Here is a 17,322-nt window from a genome sequence, read left to right as displayed (position 1 = left end):
GGAATGAATAAATGAAACAGCAAGCTATTTTTAATCTATTAAAAAACACCTTCGGACAAAACAATCTCCTTACCGTACCGACTCTTCTTGTTAAAAAGCTAAAAGGAGACCATTGTGCCGCTCTTTTTTTAGGTCAACTCATATATTGGACAGGGAAAGGAGCTAATCCTGATGGATGGATTTATAAAACCTATCAGGAATGGGAAGAAGAACTTTTTATAAAAAAAGATAAGGCTATGGCCATTAAAAAGAAGCTTGAAGAACTTAATTTGATTACTACTATGGTAAAAAAAATAGGAAATACGCCAATATTGCATTATAAAGTCAATCAGGAAACTTTAATAGAGTTCTTGCTTGAGACTTGCGAAAAAGAAGGAGATGACAAACCCGAAGATAAAGAGATTGATACACCTTCTGATAATGAAGAAAAGCCTAAATCTGATAAAGAACCTTCTGATGATACTTCTTATAATCAGGACGAAATAGAAGAAAAAACCAATGGCAAAAGTGGTAATTTCAGAAAGTCGGAAATTCCGAAAGTGGGGAAAACCCACTTTCCAAAGTGGGAAATTCCCACTTTCCAAGAAAGTGGTCAAAACCCACTTTCTATTAGTAACATAAACTACATCATAAATTACATACATAAACTACTCTCTCTACCCGAAAAACTTGAATTTACAGTTCAAGAATTAATTTCAGGAAAAAATGAGAGAGAGAAGGAGTTTTTAATTATTACAAAAAAAATTCATGAAGTCTTTTTGTCTTGCAATATCAAACCGAATACAAAGTTTAAAGACTTTTTAGAATCGGATTTTATTACAGGTATTACAATGCTTTATGATCAAAAAATTTATGTGAGTTTAGAAACTCTATTAAGTTCTTGTGAAAACTATGCAAAAGTTCTGGCTTTAAAGCGTGAAGGAGCGACTTGGTGGAAGGCCGTCTTACCTTTTGACAGATTCTGCCAAAATAAAATAATATCAAAGTTTTTACCTGAAAATTTTAATCTTGAAGATTTTATTTCGGAAAAAGAAAGGTCTAAAAAAACTAAAGATTATAATAACAGCTGGGTAAAAAGCTTTGAAACAATACCGTTTTAGGAGGGGTAAATGACAGGAGAAATGTTAGCTAAAAAAATTATGAGTAAAATGACGGTAAAAAAAATTATTTATTGTCCTAGTCATGGGAATGTAGAAGTTGATGTTTTTAAGGGAGAAGCTGATGATAAAGCCGTTTGTCCTTATTGTGAAAGGATAAATGAAGCCAGTCGGACAGCTGCTATCGAAAAGATGAGAAAGTTAGAAGTAATGGGGTTATACGAAGAACACTATGAAGCTACTCTTGATAACTTTTTTCCTCCTACAAATAAAGCAAAAGCTCATCTTGAAGCTATTAAAGGATTTGCAAAAAAACCGGGAAGAAAATGCTTGGTATTTTACGGCAACAGCGGCACGGGAAAATCGAAGCTTTTAAGTGCCTTGGTAAAAGAATTAGGCGGTAAGTATACAACTTACGAATGGCTTAATTTAAGAATAAAGTCAAGTTATTCTCCAAAAGCTAAATATTCCGAAGAAGAAATATTTAAAGAACTATGTACAATTCCTTTTTTAGCCATTGATGAAATAGAAAAAGGGCCTGATAAAGACAGAATAGAACATCTATCTTTTATTATCAGAGAAAGATATGAGCGTCATAAACCCTTAGCGTTGGCAGGGAATTTTACATGGAGCTGGCTTAAGGAGACGTTTGACGGATCAATAATAAACAGGTGGCAATGTGCCGGTCAAAGTTTTGAATTTGACTGGGATAGCTATAGACCAAATTTAAGGAGTGAATAAATGAAAAATGAAGATGAAAGACCTAGGCAAAAAGATAGCTTATGTAAAGCTATCACACAAAAAAGTGCCGGTGTCTGCAGAGCTGAAAAAAATGATCGTCGACTTTTACGCGGACATGTAACACAGTTGATAAAATAAGGAGAGAGAAAAATGAAGTATGACATGATGAATATTATAAAATCGACAGATAAGTTTTTTAAAAAACTTTCAAATCTTTTATTGATTTTTTTAATTAGAATCATTGAATCGGCATTAGGATGCTTACTGGCATTTATTTTATTATCACATCTTATAAAGGGAGTGTAAGAAAGATGGATATAAAATTAAAAATAACCCCTGAAACAGCAAGACAGATAGCCTGCGATTTAAACAATAAGGAAATTAATTTTTTACCTGAAACGGAAGCATTTTTGAAGAATACTTTAAACATAGTAAACAGAAAATGTCTTTCTCTTAGGGATGAAATTGAAGAATTCGATGAAATAAATCTTACTTATATAAGTAATGGAGGAAAATAATGAATACCATATCAAGATTTTTGCATTTACAAAACACACAACTTACGGATGAACATAACCTTATATTAACTGATGATGTAGTTTTAAAAGACGGAAGTATTTTACAGTTTGATAATAAAGGTTATTTGCATGGAACAATTGAATGTGACGATGGACAGTTAGAATATTGGGTACACGGGCGTCTTCATGGAAATCCTGCCGTAGTAAGCGGCGATCTTAATATTCGTGAACATTGGCAAAATGGAGTATTTATTTCTTGCGAAAAGTTAAAATAAATACCTTGTAATTTATATCGTTTTAATGATAAAATAACAACATAAGGAGATAAAGAGAATGGAATTAAAAGATTTTAATATTGAAATGTTAAAAAATCCTATTATAAAGGATGAGTTTACCGAAGACGGTAAATTGATATATGGAGTAAGGATAATAGAAAACCATGTAATTCGATTCTATGATGGTAAGATTACAAATTTTATCCTTGAAGATGAAAGTCCTGACCCCGCAGTAGAAGGTCCCGGCTTTATAGAGTACAGAACCGATGGAGTTATTACAAGAGACGATGAAAATCGTCCTGCAAGAGTAAGTAACGGATTTAAACATCGAGAGTTCTGGAAAGACGGAGTTCTAATCCGAAGCGAGGATGTGTAAATATTTTTAAAAAATTATCCACAAATGCACAAATCCACATGAAAGGGAGGAGCCTAAAACTCCGTACTGATTGTGGAGCTTGTGTAGCTTGTGGTTAATTTTAAAATGTAAAAAATTATCTTTCAACATAGAAAAAATTCTTTTTTATTTCTTTAGAAGCATTAGTTTTTTTAAAGTTTTTAGATTGTTCAAAACCGACATCTGCAATACTCGGAAAAGAGAAAAAATGAGGATAATGAGTTTCAGTATTTTGAGCAGAAATACTCCATGCAACAGGATTATTATCTTTTAAAATTACAACATCCATAAAAATGTCTTTTCTTGCAATTTTATCAATAGGTATAGTTGTCTTTTCATTTACCACCACAGGAATAAATCCTTTAATACCAAAGTTTTTTGCAGTTTGTGTAAGAGAATTTCTTAGATCAAAAAAAGCTTTCTTATCTTGTGAAGCATTAAATATTGTTTCATTATCAATAAATTTTACTGCAATAGGTTTATTATCATTATTTACACAAAAAAAAGGAGTAAAAGATTTAAAATTCCAATTTTCTTTGGCATCTAATTTTTTTGCAATATCATGTAATATTGTAATTTCATACGGAGAACTAAAAGTATAATTAAAATAAGGTTTTATATTTTTCTTTATTAAAGGATCTTTATCATTAATATTCATATTATTGGTTAAAATAATATATTCATTATTCCACCCTTTATTTGGTGTATAAAAATTAAATTTCCCATGATCTAAAATAATATGACCTAAAAACTTATTTTTACCACCAAGCTGATTTATTTTTAACTCGATTTTTGAAGTAAGAAAAATATCTTCTGAACTTTCTTGGACATTGCCGGAAGGATGATTATGTGCTAAAATAATCTTCAAATCATTTTTTTTAACATGTTCACAAATTAAATCTAAAAAAGGGTCTTCTGATGGAAACCTTTTAAAGTTTTTATTTGGCTGAAGAGCAGCTTTACAGCTATTTAGACTATGGGAACAAATTCCTATATGTTCGACTATTTTATAATCTTTATCTAAAAATAAGTATCTAAATGTCTCTTCTTTTTTATTACGATAGATAGATAAAACATCTCCTAATTTTTTTATAGATTCTGAATCAAAACAATTATCATTATTGACAAGTTTTACTCCTATAACTTCTTCAACCGAAGGAGGCGGTTCTCTTATTTTTGCCGAAAAAACATGTTGGAAACGAGGTTTTTTATCTTCCATATCCATACTCCAGTTTATGAGTATTAGTTTTAGCCTTAATGGTTTCGTGTTTTTCATGGCTACGGTCATAAGAAACATCTTTACTCATTATTAAGTTAGCTGTCTCCTGACCTTTAAATACAGAACGCATTAAGGCATCCGGTTTCAATTTATTATCGGCGATAGCCTTAAGACTGGAGTCAATTTCTTCACGCATTTTCATTTTAGCGACTATTTCATTTTCCGGCTTAATATATTTATCGCCTATTAGTTCAAACCCGCCATGTTTTTGAGCCAAATTATGAATCATGACAGCTTCAAACGAAGAAAGTAAATTTTTATTTTCTTCTCTATTTTGCTGTAAAAGATTGGTCATTTTCTTTCGATTATCAGGATTTTTACAATTATCCTTATAAAATTCTTTAGCATCTTTTTGAATTTCATTTTTAATTTTATTTGTTTCTTTTTCCTGATTATATTCTTTAGCTACTTTTTTTAATATTTTTTGACTTCGCTCATCAAATTGTTCAAGATTATACATGAATTGATACTTTGTTTTTGCACCCGATTCTGCAACTTTCATTTCATGCAAAATCGGTTGAATACTTGAATATTTACCATCAGCGCATACAAGTAACGGTCTTATATTTTTTGTTGTATCAAGACTCAAGTTAAGTTCTAAAGCATCCTTTCCGAATATATAAGTATTCCCTCCTGCTCCTGTAGAGGCAGAATGCAATTCGGCGGCAACTTTATTTATATCTTTCATAATACTTCGGTTAAGCATATTTTCAGGAATATCTTTTTTTGTATGGTCAAAAAAAGGAAGAATATCCTTACTTGAACATTCCTGTAAAAGAGAGTTGAATTGAGTAATATAATAATCTTCAGGAGAACCATATTTATAAGGCTCCCATACAGTTTTAATTGATCCATCCATTAAACTAGGCATAACTTACTCCTTATAAAGTAATAAAAAGGATGGACTCATATTAAAATATGAAGTCCATCCTTAAAAATAAACCTTACCTTTCAACTGCAATAGCGCGCTCGATAGGTTTTACCGATTTTTGCACTTCTTTTCCCTTATTAATGTCCTTATCAGGGTTTGCTTTTAAGAAGTCTTTACCGTTTTCAGTATTAAGCCATTGCTGGCCTTTTTCGGTTTTAAGCCATTCTTTACCTTTGTCTGTTTCGATAAAGATTTCTTTTGCAGCTCTGTCGCCCATTTTGAAAATCTGCATAGGAGATTTTTCAAGTTCTTTTGCAAAGTTTTCTTTAAACTCAGCAGCAACTTCGGGAGAGGCGGTAAAAGCTCTGTTTTCGTTGACACATTTGAGATAATTAGTGATATAATCTTGTGCATCAGATGAGAGTTGAACATGTTTTTCTTTTTTTGACTCGGCCTTTACCGACTGATAGGGAAGAACATCAGGATTGGAAGTTTGACTTTCAGCAAAATAACGGGTTACCGTGTTACTATTTTTCTCCTTATCATAGAAAGAAAGGTAAAAACCTTTTTCTCCGGCCCGAATAGAAGTTTTTGCCTTTTGAGCTTGTCTAAAGGTTAAGATATTATCATTATCTACACCTCTTTCATGCAAATACATTTTTGCAATAAGCTGATTTGCCCCTTGAAGCTCATAACCTGCGGTAGTCTTAACAGATTTTACATTGCAAAATCCATTTTCGTTTGGTAAGAAAGGAAGGTTATCGGTAGCCAATAACTGCTTAAACTTATCGGTTGTAATCCTTTCTACAGGAATACGATCCGATTTTCCCAATACTTGTGTAGAATTGCTTTCTACTTTTTCATTTAAATCACTCATAATTTTCTCCTTAAAGCGATATATTTTGATAAAAGGAATTTTTATCAATCACTATAATTAGTATACGCTCTTTATTTCTTTTTGTCAATATTGTATATAAGATATTGACAAATTTTTTATAAATTGTTATACTAAGTATGTTACTACACATAAAAAAAATTATCTGAATTATCTGCAAGAAAACTCCTTAAATCTCTTTCTTGCAGATTTTTTTTACCTTTCTATTGAATTTTCTATTTTTTTATGACCGGGAGCCTTTGTGTTTAAGAATAAGGTCTCTTTTTTAGTGTTTGAAGATGACTTTACACCAAAAAAATCAGATTTTTTTTCTGCAACCATAAATTCAAAAGGAGCTTGTTTATATGTTTTAAGCGGCACGGCTTCAGTTCTAACCTTATCTGTCCTAAATACAGAATGACCTATATTCGGAACTTTCTTAACTTTATTGGATTGATTGTTTTTTATTTTATATTGCTTTTTTAGTTTTTCCATCGGGCATAAATCGTTAAGAATTTTATTGCAATTATCCTTTACTATTTCCGGTATAGGCAGCAATGTTTTTTGGCTTTTTTCAGCTTCAGCAATGAATTTTTTAATAAAGTTGTCTTTTTCATTTTTCATAACATCAATTTTTACATCCAATTCTTGTTTTTCTTTATTTAGCTTTGCAATTACTGTATATTGCTCAGCTTCAGATGTAATTCCAAAAGATTTACACTTTTTATCTAGAGAAGCTAATCTATTTTTAAAAAAGGTTAATTTTTTCTTATCATTTCTCACTTCATAATAAGCTGCCTCTTCTTTATATTCCTTTCTTTTTTCAATAATCTCATCTATAGATTTTATTTTCATATTTATAATTGATATATCCCTTTTAAAACTACTTACTCTTTGTTCGATTAGAAAATCAGCCTTTTTTATAGGATCCTTAATTAGATCAAACTTTAATTCTTCAGGATGAATATGCTCAACATTGAGTTTATCTCCTTTGTAACTCCATAAATCCTTTATTCGGGAAGACTTTTCATCATGTTTTTGAAGCATAAGAGAATCAATAGAATCATACATTACAGGATATACTATATGAACATGTCCTTGTTCGTTACCCTGCCTCCAAATACGGCCTTCAACCTGAATACTTTCCGTGGGATTCCAACCTAACATAGTATTATAAAGAGCAAAGGAATTTCCGTTTAAGTCAATCCCTTCGCTTATAGTTTCACTGCCGATTATTATTTTAAGCTTTTTATTTTTATCGTTAAAATCTTCGGTTATTTTATCTTTTTGAGCATTAGTTGTAGAAGAACTTACCAAAGCTATAGCATCTTTTGGTATTCCATGAGAAACGAGATAGTTTTTCACATGAGAAAATTCCGTGACACCTCTAGGCATATACATAACCTGCCCTCCTTGAGGTTCTTTTTTATAAGAAGCAATTATAGAATCACATACAAAGGTAAGTTTAGGAGAGCTTTCAACAATTTTTGAAGGAGGAGGAAGCTCAAAATCATATACCGGATTAACCAAAGCCGGCGATAAAAGAGCCATACGCATATTATTCATTGCAACAAGAACGGCTCCGGGATCATCTTTAGAAGCATTTTGGATTCTTTGCGTTTCAGCCTCTATAATTTTCTTTTGAATATCATTCATCTTAAGCTCTACAACATGAGGTATCTTTTTAGGTCTTATAACTCCAGCTTCTTCAGCATCTACTTTATCTATATACTCGGTTAAAAGATTTTGCAAACTCTTTAAATTCTTAAAGTTTTTCATAACCTGTTTAGGTTGAATATCTCCTTTAGGCTTTACAACCCATTCGGTTTTAGTTTCTGCAAATTCGGTTAAAAAAGCACTTAAATTATAAATATGCATATCTTTTAATTTTTGACGGGCAACATATGAAAGCATTGAATAAACTTCCGTAGGTGAATTAGTAAAGGGAGTTGCTGTAAGAAGACATACATTTCTTCCATCATTTTCTTTTTGAATGAGCTGAGTGATTGCAAATAACTTTTGCGCTCTTTTAGAAGGAACACCGCTACCTATTCCTTCAAATTCATTTGCTGTCTGCTTTTCATCTTCTTTAACTGCTCTAGGAACTGTAAATAAATTCTTAAATCGATGAGCTTCATCCACAGTTATAGAATCAAAACCGGTTTTTTCCCAAAAGACATAATCATCATCCTTTGCCTGTGTTGCCCCTCCCAATATTTCATATACCCTTTCTTTGTCTTGAGCGTCGGTTCGAGCGTTTCCGGTTAAGTTTAAACGGGCATCAAGTAAGTCTGCTGCTATTTCATTATCAATAGTTTCTTGCATAAAAGTAATTTTTTGCAAGGCTTCAATTGTACAAACAGAAATACTTTTTTCGGGGATATTAAGACCATGATCATCGGCAGCAAAAGGTTTTAAAACATCTTTACTGAAATTTCCTAGCTCGTTTACCTTTATATTCGGAAACAACTCTTTTATATCTTTTACCCATTTTGAATAAACCGACTTAGGCACACATATTAAAGGCCTTTTTGCTCTTTCTGACTGTATTTGATTTGCATTAAAGACTATACCGCAAGCGGTTTTTCCGACTCCGACATCATATGCCAAAAGACCGTTACCTTTATTTGATAAAAAAGAAACGCCTTTTATTTGCTGATCGTAAAGAGTAAATTCTTCACCATTTTTAAACCGATTCATACCTTCAACAAATAAAGGGAATTTAGTATAATCCGGATTAACATACCCGTTAAACCTTCTATTCCACATATCGCAAAGCTCATCTTTTAAATGTGGAGGTACACCTTCTTGAATATATCTGTTAAAAAGGCGTTCTGCCGTATCACGGCGTGTGTTTCTCTTTTTTTGAGCTTCTATTTGAGCCGCTTTTTTTTCTTCTATCCCATCCGCGGCCCTAGCCCTTACAGGCTCCTTGTTAATAAAACTTATAATATCATACCAGCCTATATTTTCAGGCATATCATTTTTATTTAATGGAGAGTATTCATAATCGATATAATAAGTAGTTGTATAATTTTTAAGATTATTTGCTTGAGCTTGCGCCTGCTCTTTTTCTCCTGTTGCCCACTTAATAAAACCTTCCTGTAAGTTTACATAAGTACCATCAGGATTTCGTTCGACTATAAACTCTTGAGCAATCGAAGAATGAACAGGAATATTTATTTTTTCATAAGATATTTTTTCAGGAATTGCATTTTGAAGAATTTTCTTCCGTTTTAAATAAACTTGAAAATCTATCTTATGGGCTTCCTTTTCAAGTTCATCCAGCTTCTCATAAATATTACCTTTTGTATAGTTTACTATATGCATCCACGAAGATGAGTCTATCTTTACATAATTGGGATTTTTACGGATAAAATCAATATCTTCTTTAGTCATTGCCGATTCATTGATTTTTCCTTCATAATCGGTAAGTTTCCAGATAGGCAGTTCTCTTTTATCTATTTCTTTTCCATATTTTAAACCAAATTCATCGGCAGATAGTAAGGAAGATTGAGATACATTATTTTCAACTTCTTCAACTTCTTCAACTTCATTATTCTTTTCTTTTTTTATTGGATTTTCGTTTTTTTCTTTAGCTTTAGAAACATTAATATTTTCTATTGCGGTAAAAGAAATGTTTTTAGGTACAATAAGATTAAGAGCTTCTTGTGTAGAATATTCGTTAAAGGGAATTATCCTTTTTTCCGGTTTTCCGAATCGGTCCGATACTTCCTTTTCTTCTCCTAAAACATGATCAGGATTTAAGGAAAAGAAGGTATCGCTGCAAAAGTCCTTTATATTCCCCTGTCCCTTTTTGATGATTACAATATCGGTACCTACATCCGTAGTATTAAAAACTCCTGAAGGAAGCCTCCAAGCATCTATCAATTCGCCTTTTGAAGCGATAAGACGCTTTCCTTCGTTTTCTCCGTTACTTAAAAAAGAAGATGGAAGAACAAAGGCTAAAACACCGTTTTCTTTTAAGGTATCAAGACCTCTTTCTATAAAATACTGCTCATATCTTGAGTGTTTTTTTCCTTCACCTTTTCCCTTATAAACACCAGTATAGTCTCCGTAAGGAGGATTACCAATAACAAGATCGTATTTTTTACCTTCATAATTTTCTTTATGGATAACTCCGTCTTTAAAAAAGAGCTCCTGAAAGGCTTGATTTTTAACTTCTGCATTAGGATGCAATATAGAAGCAATACGTGATGAGGTTTTATCAAGCTCGATTAAGGTACATTCATTTTTATCTCTTCCGTGAATAAAGCGGCCGGTGCCTCCGGATGGTTCCAATACTGTTTTTGCATTTGGAGCATAACTATCTACAAGTTCCCATACCTTATTTACGACAGAATTGGGAGTGTAAAACTCATAAAGCACTCCTGATGTACTTCTATTTTCTTCTCCTGTTCCTCCTCCGCCTTCATATTGTGATAGGAGCTTTTTATCTTCCTGTGTAAACTCATGATCCTCTTTAGAATTAAGAAGATTAAGGCAAATTTCACGGATTGATTTTACTTCTTTTAAAGTTTTTTTATCATCATCTATAAGTCCATTTCGAGGTTGATTAGGCTGAACTTGATATTCTGTTTCGTTATTTCCCTGCCCATTTTGCGGTTCATGGCTATTGCCCACTTGACTGCGTTCTGTTTGCCCATCTTGCAAACTTTCGGGAATTTCGCCTCTTGAAGACTCATTGCCGCTTCTTCCAATAGCTTCTGTTCTTCCCTGCTTAAGTCCGCTATCATCCAAGCCGGTATTTCTTCCCTCGTCCTTATTCCGTTCTCCTCCGTTTCCCGTATTACGGTTCCCTTCTCTGTCTTGTACTCCCTGATTATTTTTTCCATTTTGCTTCTCCTTATTTTGTTCAGTTTCATTATAATCTTTTTCATTTTGATTGTTTTTTTCTGCTATAATTTTATTATATTCTTTTAATTGATTTTCAAAAGTAGAAATAACATCATCCATTTTGATGATTCGTATTTTGTTTAATATAATACGATCTTGTAAATTTTTAATATTTTCATTATTTATAGTATCTCTTACTTTTTTTATCTCATCACCGTAATGTTCCCATAGCTGTCCTGTTTGAATACTTTTTTGTGCAGCCTCAATCCATTTAGGAAGTTTTTCTTTTAAATTTTGAGAGGCTTTAATTCTATGTTCAAGTATTCTTACTGTTATAGAATTCCCTTTGATAATCTCTTCTGTTTTTTGTATTTGTTCCTCTGTATATTTTCCGGATTTTGCAATTTCATTAAGGAATTCTTCGGGAGTGCGGGAGGTGTTATATGGTAAATGGTCAATTTGAAGGGGTGTATTTTTAAACACAGTCTTCCATTCGTTTTCTTCTTTTAAGTAATCATCTGTATTGATCGGAAACCAATAATCGGCATCCTTAATAAGCTCTTCATGTTGTTTTTCTACCTGTTTAACCAAAGTATCATATTCTTCTTGTAAAGGTTTTTCTTTATACCATTTATCAAAGACACGCATTGCATCGTTTAAACCATTTTCGGTATTAAGCCTCTGCCAGCAAAAATTACGAGGCGACCACCTCCAACCGTGTGATTTTAAATCGTTCCTAATTTCTTCATTCGGTGCACCCGGAAAAAAGATTTGAACCCGTTCCATTTCGGTATTGTTTAAAATTTTTATTTTATCGGTTTGTACAAGAATACCGGTGTTTTGCTTATTCTCCGTATTTACAGAAAGCTTATCATTATTTTGAGCTTGAATAGGCTTTTCTTGCGCTTTCTGTTCTTTCTTTTTTTCAGGATCATTTAAAAAGTCAAATTCAAATTGTCCGCCTGAATAATAAGCTTGTTTTTGATATAAAATGTTAAAATCGGGATTTTTTTCCTTGACAGCTTTATGATATTCTGCTATATTATTATATAGAAGCTGAGATTTGTAATTGCGTGGGTATTGTACCTGCGGGGGGACAATATCTTGGCTTTTTTTGTTTAAGTATAAAATTCTATTTTCTTTAAAAGCATTTTGTACAAACTTATTAAAATTATTTCTACCGTAGATACTTTTCGCGAGATTTATATCTATTTCAATATCATTAAAGTTACCTTTTTTGTTGGGAGAAAAAGGAACAATGATTTGCCTGCCTTTTCTATCTTTTAATTCGATGACTGCAATTATATCTTCTTTCTTACTTTCTTTTTGAGATTGCATAATTATCAAAGGTTTTTTGATGGCTTCGGGTATTTGTTTAATCATTTCAGCTGGAATACCGTGATAGTTTATATTTGGATCATTCCCTCTTTTCATCATAGCCGTTTTTAAGTGAAATGCAGTAGCCATCACAGGCAGCCGCTCAAAACCCAATTCCTGATAGATCGGCGGAGTCATTCCAAGGTATACATGAGAAGAGGAAAATTTTGATGTTTCATCTTTAAAATTTGCAATCTTATCAATAGTTTTATCAAATTCCTCTTGATTAAACTGGAATCGGCCGTGTGTGAACATTTGATCATATACTTTAATGATTTCAGGATTAAGCTCTATTATACGGTCAAGGCCGTTATAGACTCTCTGCATATAAAGGCTTCCTTTTTCAAAAACCTTTTCAAGTTCTTCATTTTCGGTTAAACGAAGCCTTATATATTCTTCAAAGCCTACGGCAAAGGATTCTTCTTGAATTTCAGACCAATTACCGTTTTCTACTTTAAAAGCCCTTTCTGCTATTTCTTTTAATTCTCCCGATAACTGCCGCCTAAATCCGTGGGCTACTTCATGTGTAAAGGTAGAAAAGTCTGCATTTTTGCCTGTTTTAATGATAGAAGAAGCCTCTTCCCCTATAAATCTGATATACCCCTTATACTCATCATTTAAAGAATTATCCTTCTCGGAAAAACCGTTAGGATGGTAGGTTCTCATATATTCAGGTAAAGACAGTTCAAGAGATAAGGCTCTTTCCTTTATTAAAAGCAAGGCAGTCTCAGCCCCTTCATTGTCAAGATTAAAGTTTTCTTTTATTTCGTCCAAAAGAGTTGAATAAAAATTATCATTTTCCCTATCGTATTTTCCCATACTAATACCTCATCTTTATAGTGTTTTTGCAAAAAAGGAGAATTGTTTTTGCATATATATCTTACTTGAATTATATCATATTGTCAATATTGACAATATGATATAATTCAATATAAACTACCCCAACCATAGAAGGTTTTATATATTGCATAACAAGGGTGTAGGAGATAAAGTCCGGCTTCTTTGTACCGATAAGACTGCTTCGATTATATTAGATGTCAAAATAGAAAAAAACTCAAATAATACAATTTTTATATATAAATTTTCTGTTTTACTTGGTTAAGGAAGTCTAAATGCTAATCCTTCAAAACAAATATATAAGAAAAAATAACATTAAATCAATGACCTCTGATCTTAAAATATTTGATCAGATGTCATATTATTAAATATTAAAAATTACTTTACAGGAATTTTAATTTTTTTGTTGTATTACCATGTACATATTCTATTTCAATCATTCCATCAATTTTGCTGCTTTTTCAATGTTAATAAGCATTTCTGCGGTTGCCTGAACAACATTTGATTTTGTTGCAACAAGCTTTGCCTTAATCTTGGTGTTCCCTGGAGCAAGAGCTGTAAGTTGCGCCGTGGTATTTGTTCCTTCAATCGTACAGAGATTGGTATTTAAAGATTCGTATTCCACATGGCAGGGAATGGAAGTAACCGGCACTCTCATTGAAACATAGCCTGTATCTCCTTCGGTTAATTTATAATACTTTATTCCGAATTCGAATTGGGTATATTCTGAAACCTCTACAATAATTTGCTGCTCAAAAGCTGCTTTAGGGTGCGTTACATAGATTGTAGTTTGACCTTGACCAATAGGCTTAATACTTGCGACATTTGCAGAAAAATTAAGCTCAACAACATCGTAAGTATCTGCGTAAAAATTAAAAGAATACTTATCTTCAGTTTCTCCGTTTACTAAAGAAGCTGTAATAGCCATCTCCCCCTGATTAGGCTTCATCAAAATAATATTTTCAGGCACGCTTATATAGCATTTATTCGGCTTTACTTCATTGTCAAGATTAAAATTTTCTTTGGTTTCATCGAGCAGATTTGAATAAAAACTATAATTTTCCCTACCGTATTTTCCCATAACAGAACCTCATCTTTATAGTGTTTTTGCAAAAAAAGAGGAATTGTTTTTGCACATAGGTATCTTACCTTAATTTTATTATATTGTCAATATTTACATTGTTTTTGCATTATATATCTTATCCGAATTATATCATATTATCAATATTGACAATATGATATAATAAATGATACAATATAAATCATGAAAGTTTTTATTCCGGTTAAAGAGAGAGACGGATTTTCAGTTTTTGCAGAAGGGGCTTTGATTGATATGGAAAACACAAGCCGGGGAGACTTATATTTAAGCTTTTCTGACTCTGCCATTTTAGTCTTATATTACACATATCCCAACCATCGAAGGCTTTATATTTTACATACCAAGGGCGTGGGCGATAAAATTCAACTTCCTTGTACAGATACGCCGGCCTGCATAATTTTTCGAGGTATGGGAAAGGTTTTTGATGTTACAAAAAATGCTTTTTATTATTTGAGAAAAACTACAAATGAAGATTATTTATTTTTTCCGAAAGAATTTTATTATGAAATGGGAATTTTAGCCGATTCAAAAAAGCTAAATCGATTTAAATTAAACTTATTGATGAAAAAATATGGATTATTGTAGGAGTAAAAGATGTTGACTATTACAAAAGAAATATTGGAATATATAGAGATAAAAGCGGTATATATAAGCATAACGACTGACAAAAAAGTAGTTTGTTTACCTGTACAATTTTATGATGATTGTTGGAGAATATATATAGGGCTTGATAATAATTTTACAAGTAAATCGGCGTATCTTGAAATATTAAAAACAGATAATGAATTTATAAAAGTACCATGCAAAATAAAAAAAATTGATCAAAAATATAAGCAATATATAATCTTTTTTATAAAACCTTTACCTTTAAGTATCTCATATAAAATTAATGTACTAAAGGAAAAGTACGGTTCTGCAGAAAAACGGCAAGGTCTACGGTTAAAAGTAAGCAGGGAAAATTATAGACTTTTCGGATTGGATAATATAAAACAGAAGGTTGTTATATCTGGATTTGAATATGATTGTATAATTGAAGATGTATCAATGCACGGTATAAGAATAAGTTTTTATTATCCGAAATTTCAAACCGGAGAAGTTGAAAGTTTAACTCTTATATCATCCGTTTTAGGAATAAAACTTATGTTTATCAATCCTGTACTTTGTCTTTTTTTAATTACGGAGCCTATAAGAGTTCATTCTGCCGATAAAGAAACCGGAAAACTTATAATCGGCTGCAAAATAAAAGAGCCGGTAAACATAGGGTTCATAAATAAAGTATCGGAATTTGAGAAAAAAATGGAGAAAGGGTATGTTTTTCAACAGGAACGACAGTGAAGATAACAGAATAATCATATCTTTCATGGATTCAAGCTCAAGCCGCTCACGTCGAAAAACCGGCAGTATTATAGGCCCTGCTTTCAAGATTATAAAAATTGTACTATTATTTTTAGCCTGTTTATTTTTATATCATAGATTACCTTATTTTATATCAAGCATTACATACACTTTAAAGAGATTTTTAAGTTTTTAAATTATGGGCGTAACCATGAACTGTAAGGTTTTACAATAAGCCTAGCATTATTATATGCCATCTGTATTGTTAAACATGTATTTGCTCTATATACTTCCCCCATTCTATCAAGAACAAGGGCTAAATCCGCATTGGGGGAGCCCGGAGTTAAGCATAACGGAAGTAACAGCTGAATTTTTCCATCATAATATTGCGGAATTGCTATAGTATAGTTTGTTATAATTCTTTTTTTTACTTCTTCAACAGCACCTTCAAGTTGTCGTCTTCTTAAATCAATATTATCCAAATATTTAGGGAATCTATCAGAATTATCGTCAATTATATGATCTATGTCAGCTATAATGGGAATTTTAGTATCAAAAATAAGATTTTTTGGGTCGCTAAAATAGTTTGCAGCTTCCGGTAAATTATTAGCAAAAACTCCTAATAAAGAATAATCACTTTGCTTATTGAAGCTCTTAAAGAAAAGTTGATTGAGTTTATCTTCACGGGGATATTTATTTTTTTCAAATACAGCAAAAATTCTTTCATAATTTGATGTTACAAGACCTGTATTAAAACATGCAAATTGGTTAAATCAAATAACTCAAACATATTTTTACTCCAAAAAAAAAGCCAGCCTAAAAGGCTGGCTTATATTATGAAATCATATTATTTATGATGTATCCAAGCCTACATCAAAGCTATAAATAAAAAAAAATACTTAACAAAAATATATTGTAATTGAAGTTTACCGATTTTTTGCTTATGTGTCAATACTTTTTTTTACAAATTTTTAATAAAATTTCACTTTTTTCGACAAAAACACGATATTTTTACCACAGAAGCATAAAAAGCCGATAAAAGTTATTGACAAAAATGCTCTACTGTGGTATATTATATCTATGATTGACGGATATTATACGACAGAAGAAGTTTGTAACAGGAAAAATCCGCCTGAAAACAGGCGTAATGTTACAAATTGGGCTGAAAAGAACGGAGTAAAATATATTGGAGATGGAAGAAGAAAAATCTACCTTTATACAGAATCCGATATTGAAAAATTCTTTAATCGCCGTGGTAAAGGAAGGCCTAGAAAAGATGGCAAATGAGTATTACATAGAAAAGCTTATAAAAATAGTACCGTCGGAAGGTTTAGAAAACATCTCTTATGCACAGCAAATTATGATTGATAGAATAAAGGCGAGAACCTTACGTTCTTTCTGTATAGAGCATAATATTCCGAATAGCGATGTTTACCGAATGGCAACCGGAGAAAGAGCCCCCGGATATTATATAATCCTTGCACTTTGTGAGGTAATGCACCCTATATTATGGTTTACAAGCATCGATGAGGCAAAACCTAAGACAAAGAAAATAAAGACAATAACGATTGAAAAGGCAGAACTAAAAAACACACTCGGCTTTAAGAAGCTTGAAAAATTGAGTAAAGATGAGTTTTTAGACTTAAAAATTGACAAACAAGCCATATATAAACTAAAAACAGGTAAGACAAAAATTTTAACATTTAAAAGGATGATAGAATTTTCACCAAAAATCAATCCAACTGACTGGTTTATTTTTGAGGATTAA

Annotated in this window: 16 protein-coding genes and 1 pseudogene; 11 read left to right on the top strand and 6 right to left on the bottom strand. The window is 31.8% G+C overall.

The window, feature by feature from the left end; all coding sequences use genetic code 11:
* The first annotated feature begins 11 nt into the window (after positions 1 to 11).
* Genes E4O04_RS03365 through E4O04_RS03335 form a run of 7 tightly spaced genes read left to right on the top strand, consistent with a single transcriptional unit; the run spans position 12 to position 3,007 of the window.
* Complete coding sequence (locus E4O04_RS03365) at positions 12 to 1,100, top strand: hypothetical protein (protein WP_253707669.1); 1,089 nt, start codon at positions 12 to 14, stop codon at positions 1,098 to 1,100.
* A 9-nt stretch (positions 1,101 to 1,109) separates the two neighbouring features.
* Positions 1,110 to 1,838, top strand: a complete 729-nt coding sequence (locus tag E4O04_RS03360; RefSeq protein ID WP_253707667.1) for an AAA family ATPase — start codon at positions 1,110 to 1,112, stop codon at positions 1,836 to 1,838.
* Positions 1,839 to 1,976 carry a hypothetical protein gene (locus E4O04_RS03355; RefSeq protein ID WP_253707665.1) on the top strand — a complete coding sequence of 46 codons (138 nt, stop codon included), beginning with the start codon at positions 1,839 to 1,841 and terminating at the stop codon, positions 1,974 to 1,976.
* Between the two features lie 12 nt (positions 1,977 to 1,988).
* Complete coding sequence (locus tag E4O04_RS03350; RefSeq protein ID WP_010691766.1) at positions 1,989 to 2,144, top strand: hypothetical protein; 156 nt, start codon at positions 1,989 to 1,991, stop codon at positions 2,142 to 2,144.
* A 5-nt stretch (positions 2,145 to 2,149) separates the two neighbouring features.
* Complete coding sequence (locus tag E4O04_RS03345) at positions 2,150 to 2,356, top strand: hypothetical protein (protein WP_253707663.1); 207 nt, start codon at positions 2,150 to 2,152, stop codon at positions 2,354 to 2,356.
* Entirely contained in the window at positions 2,356 to 2,631 is a 276-nt protein-coding gene (locus tag E4O04_RS03340; protein WP_253704242.1) for a hypothetical protein, read from the top strand. Before E4O04_RS03345 ends, E4O04_RS03340 begins: the two co-directional genes overlap by 1 nt.
* A 58-nt stretch (positions 2,632 to 2,689) precedes the next feature.
* Positions 2,690 to 3,007, top strand: coding sequence for a hypothetical protein (locus E4O04_RS03335; protein ID WP_002686806.1), 318 nt, complete (start codon positions 2,690 to 2,692; stop codon positions 3,005 to 3,007).
* A 115-nt stretch (positions 3,008 to 3,122) separates the two neighbouring features.
* On the opposite strand, the gene E4O04_RS03330 is transcribed toward E4O04_RS03335, so the two are convergent.
* From E4O04_RS03330 to E4O04_RS03310, 5 genes are all read right to left on the bottom strand, one after another.
* On the bottom strand, positions 3,123 to 4,244 hold the full coding sequence (locus E4O04_RS03330) for a JAB domain-containing protein (protein WP_253707661.1): 1,122 nt from the start codon (positions 4,242 to 4,244) through the stop codon (positions 3,123 to 3,125).
* Positions 4,234 to 5,175: a hypothetical protein gene (locus tag E4O04_RS03325; protein ID WP_253707659.1), complete on the bottom strand. Its 942-nt coding sequence runs from the start codon at positions 5,173 to 5,175 to the stop codon at positions 4,234 to 4,236. Before E4O04_RS03325 ends, E4O04_RS03330 begins: the two co-directional genes overlap by 11 nt.
* A gap of 73 nt (positions 5,176 to 5,248) precedes the next feature.
* A complete protein-coding gene (locus E4O04_RS03320) occupies positions 5,249 to 6,052 on the bottom strand; it encodes an ArdC-like ssDNA-binding domain-containing protein (RefSeq protein WP_253707657.1) in 804 nt (267 codons plus the stop codon).
* Between the two features lie 213 nt (positions 6,053 to 6,265).
* The gene (locus tag E4O04_RS03315; RefSeq protein ID WP_253707655.1) at positions 6,266 to 13,102 is read right to left on the bottom strand and encodes a MuF-C-terminal domain-containing protein; all 6,837 of its coding nucleotides are present in this window, start codon (positions 13,100 to 13,102) and stop codon (positions 6,266 to 6,268) included.
* Between the two features lie 454 nt (positions 13,103 to 13,556).
* On the bottom strand, positions 13,557 to 14,201 hold the full coding sequence (locus E4O04_RS03310) for a hypothetical protein (protein WP_253707653.1): 645 nt from the start codon (positions 14,199 to 14,201) through the stop codon (positions 13,557 to 13,559).
* A 183-nt stretch (positions 14,202 to 14,384) separates the two neighbouring features.
* Here E4O04_RS03310 and E4O04_RS03305 point away from each other — a divergent pair, with 183 nt between their 5' ends.
* Together E4O04_RS03305 and E4O04_RS03300 are read left to right on the top strand one after the other, a co-directional pair.
* Positions 14,385 to 14,804, top strand: coding sequence for a hypothetical protein (locus E4O04_RS03305; protein ID WP_253707651.1), 420 nt, complete (start codon positions 14,385 to 14,387; stop codon positions 14,802 to 14,804).
* Positions 14,805 to 14,813: 9 nt separating this feature from the next.
* On the top strand, positions 14,814 to 15,554 hold the full coding sequence (locus E4O04_RS03300; protein ID WP_253707649.1) for a PilZ domain-containing protein: 741 nt from the start codon (positions 14,814 to 14,816) through the stop codon (positions 15,552 to 15,554).
* 197 nt (positions 15,555 to 15,751) lie between these two features.
* On the opposite strand, the pseudogene E4O04_RS03295 reads toward E4O04_RS03300, so the two are convergent.
* A pseudogene (locus E4O04_RS03295) lies at positions 15,752 to 16,309 on the bottom strand (DUF3825 domain-containing protein); the annotation flags it as partial.
* 325 nt (positions 16,310 to 16,634) lie between these two features.
* On the opposite strand from E4O04_RS03295, the gene E4O04_RS03290 reads away from it, so the two are divergent.
* A complete protein-coding gene (locus tag E4O04_RS03290; RefSeq protein ID WP_253707647.1) occupies positions 16,635 to 16,841 on the top strand; it encodes a hypothetical protein in 207 nt (68 codons plus the stop codon).
* Positions 16,831 to 17,322: a hypothetical protein gene (locus tag E4O04_RS03285; RefSeq protein ID WP_253707645.1), complete on the top strand. Its 492-nt coding sequence runs from the start codon at positions 16,831 to 16,833 to the stop codon at positions 17,320 to 17,322. Before E4O04_RS03290 ends, E4O04_RS03285 begins: the two co-directional genes overlap by 11 nt.

The organism is Treponema sp. OMZ 799, from assembly GCF_024181365.1.
Classification (GTDB): Bacteria; Spirochaetota; Spirochaetia; order Treponematales; family Treponemataceae; genus Treponema_B.
The sequence above is the reverse complement of the archived record's forward strand: the minus strand, read 5'-3'. Positions and strand labels throughout refer to the sequence as shown.